At 69.8% G+C, this 2,731-nt stretch carries 4 protein-coding genes and 1 pseudogene; all 5 read right to left on the bottom strand.

The genetic code is table 11. The annotated features are described in order from the left end of the window. Positions 1 to 8: 8 nt before the first annotated feature. Entirely contained in the window at positions 9 to 296 is a 288-nt protein-coding gene (locus ACRDP3_RS07775) for a DUF1416 domain-containing protein (RefSeq protein WP_431516107.1), read from the bottom strand. A 51-nt stretch (positions 297 to 347) separates the two neighbouring features. Continuing rightward, on the bottom strand, positions 348 to 1,187 hold the full coding sequence (locus tag ACRDP3_RS07780) for a sulfurtransferase (protein ID WP_431516108.1): 840 nt from the start codon (positions 1,185 to 1,187) through the stop codon (positions 348 to 350). Positions 1,188 to 1,450: 263 nt separating this feature from the next. Beyond that, the gene (locus ACRDP3_RS07785; protein ID WP_431516110.1) at positions 1,451 to 1,534 is read right to left on the bottom strand and encodes a putative leader peptide; all 84 of its coding nucleotides are present in this window, start codon (positions 1,532 to 1,534) and stop codon (positions 1,451 to 1,453) included. A 223-nt stretch (positions 1,535 to 1,757) separates the two neighbouring features. Further along, on the bottom strand, positions 1,758 to 2,468 hold the full coding sequence (locus ACRDP3_RS07790) for an LmeA family phospholipid-binding protein (RefSeq protein ID WP_431516109.1): 711 nt from the start codon (positions 2,466 to 2,468) through the stop codon (positions 1,758 to 1,760). A 55-nt stretch (positions 2,469 to 2,523) separates the two neighbouring features. Next, positions 2,524 to 2,731: pseudogene (locus ACRDP3_RS07795) on the bottom strand (hypothetical protein); the annotation flags it as partial.

Below are 2,731 nucleotides of genomic sequence, written 5' to 3' on the forward strand. Positions count from 1 at the left end.
GTGCACTGTCACACCGCGATGGCGACCTCTGCCAGGCCGCCCTGCTCGGCGACGACCGTACGGTCCGCCGTGCCGCCCGGCACCAGGGCACGGACGGTCCAGGTGCCCTCCGCCGCGTAGAAGCGGAACTGGCCGGTGGCGGAGGTCGGGACCTCCGCGGTGAACTCGCCGGTGGCGTCCAGGAGACGCACGTAGCCGGTGACGGGCTCGCCGCCGCGGGTCACGCTGCCCTGGATCGTCGTCTCACCGGGCTTGACGGTGGCGGCGTCCGGGCCGCCTGCCTTCGCTCCGCACATGGGATTCCCTTCAGTTCTCTTCGGTCGGGGGAGGACCGGCCGGCGGCCGGGTCAGCCTTCGGTGCCGACGGCGACGGGTACGCCGACCAGCGAGCCGTACTCGGTCCAGGAGCCGTCGTAGTTCTTGACGTTCTGCTGGCCCAGCAGCTCGTGCAGGACGAACCAGCTGTGCGCGGAGCGCTCACCGATGCGGCAGTAGGCGATGGTGTCCTTGCCGAGGTCCACGCCCTCGCCCTCGTACAGCTCCTTCAGCTCGTCGTCCGTCTTGAAGGTGCCGTCGTCGTTGGCAGACTTCGACCACGGGATGTTGCGGGCACTGGGGACGTGGCCCGGGCGCTGGGACTGCTCCTGCGGGAGGTGCGCCGGGGCGAGCAGCTTGCCGCTGAACTCGTCGGGGGAGCGGACGTCCACCAGGTTCTTGCTGCCGATGGCGTCGACGACCTCGTCGCGGAAGGCACGGATGGACAGGTCCTGCGGCTTGGCCGAGTACGCGGTCCGCTCGCGGCTCGGCACCTCGGCGACCAGGTCGCGGGAGTCCAGCTCCCACTTCTTGCGGCCGCCGTCGAGCAGCTTCACGTCCTGGTGGCCGTAGAGCTTGAAGTACCAGTAGGCGTAGGCCGCGAACCAGTTGTTGTTGCCGCCGTAGAGGACGACCGTGTCGTCGTTGCCGATGCCCTTCTCGGAGAGCAGCTTCTCGAAGCCCTCCTGGTCGACGAAGTCACGGCGCACCGGGTCTTGGAGGTCCTGCTTCCAGTCGATGCGTACGGCGTTCCTGATGTGGTTCTTCTCATAGGCCGAGGTGTCCTCGTCGACCTCGACGATCACCGTCTTGGGGTCTTCGATGCGGTCCTGGACCCAGTCGGCGTCTACGAGGACGTCACTGCGGCTCATGGTTTCTCCTCCGAGGCAGATTGCGGATGTCGGGGCACCTCCCACGCGGAGCTGTGGGGGAGGGTACGGATGGGGCGAGCGCGCACGTACAGGGGAAAAGCCCGGGGCACGCGTGCACGGCGCTGTGCGTGCGGGGGCCGGAACGGCCGGGATGAGGTGCGGTTGCCGGAGTCCGCCCGGGCCGGTGGGCCCGGCGGGTGTCACCGGCCGCTCGGGCTCCGGGGGGGCGGGGCGGTGCGGCCGGGACGACGGAGCGGCAGCCGTCAGGAGTGAGTGCGACAGAGCATGGCGGCGACGCGGCACAGGTCGACTGCACGTCGCTTCGTGAGGTCCGCCTGTCGCTTCATGGGGTCGATCGTAAGGACGCGGGAGGGCTCATGTCACCGCAGATCCATATAGTGAGACGGTCTCGTTCGGGATGTGGGATTCATGGTGCGCGCGGGGCGCGTGCGAAGGTGCCGGGGAGGACGCCGACGGCCGGGGATGCCTGGTCTGCGGACGCCGCCGTCTCGTGGAGTGGGACGTCGGGCGTGGGGGATCGCGCGCCTGGAGCGGGACAGCGGCTCCGACTCAGCCTCCCAGCTCGACACCCCTGCCGCGTACGGACAGTTCGACGCCCTTCTTGGTGGCGACGACCTTCTCCAGCTCCAGCCCGGCGGGCAGCCCGCTGATCTCGCGGGTGAAGTCGATCTTTCCGCGGATCGTGTCCTCGAGGCCCGGGATGCTACCGCCCGGCACCTTGTCGGCACGCAGTTTCACCGTGTCACCGCCGGAAACGCTGACCGAGCTGGTGACGCTGCGCTTGAAGGTCTGGCCCAGCAGCGTGATGCTGGCGCTCACCTTGACCCGGCCCTTGCCGCGCTCGTCCTTGCCGCCCCAGCTCACGCGCACGCCGTCCTGTGCGGCCTTCGTCAGATCGTCGTAGGAGATGAGCGCCGTGCCGGTGGCCTGATCGGCGACGGCGGAGGAGTAGTTCCCGCTGAGGCGTACGTGCCGGAGCCGGGCGTCGACGCGGGTGACCGTCAGCTGCTCGTCGCCCGCCTTCGTCGTCATGCCGCTCAGCTCCGCGTCGACCTGCTCCAGCTCCTTCGCGGCGACCTGGGTGAGGAAGGGGAACCCTTTGATGTCGATGGAGGTGTCGGCGGTGGAGGACACGCCCTCGGCCTTCTTTATCCGCTCGGCCGCCTCGCCCTCCGCGACCAGGAGTGCGACCCGGTCGGCGGCGATGAACAGCACCGCGAGGACGAACAGGACGATGAGCCCTTTGCGTAGTGCGCGCATCTGCGTGGTTCCCCCATGCTCGGCTCGGATGCCGCGAGCCTAACGTGAGCGCTCGTCAGGCGACGGTTCTGCCGAACAGATAGATGGCCGGTGCCGCCAAGGTCAGTGGCAGGGCCACGCCCGCCGTCAGGTGGACGAAGCGCGACGGGTAGTCGTAGCTGGCCACCCGCAGTCCGATCAGTGCGCAGCCGCCCGCCGCCAGGCCCAGCAGTCCGCCGGCGGCGGGCGCCGCGGCCGTCGCGGACCCGCCCAGCCCGGTGAGC

The sequence above is a fragment of the Streptomyces sp. genome (genome assembly GCF_050698815.1).
Classification (GTDB): domain Bacteria; phylum Actinomycetota; class Actinomycetes; order Streptomycetales; family Streptomycetaceae; genus Streptomyces.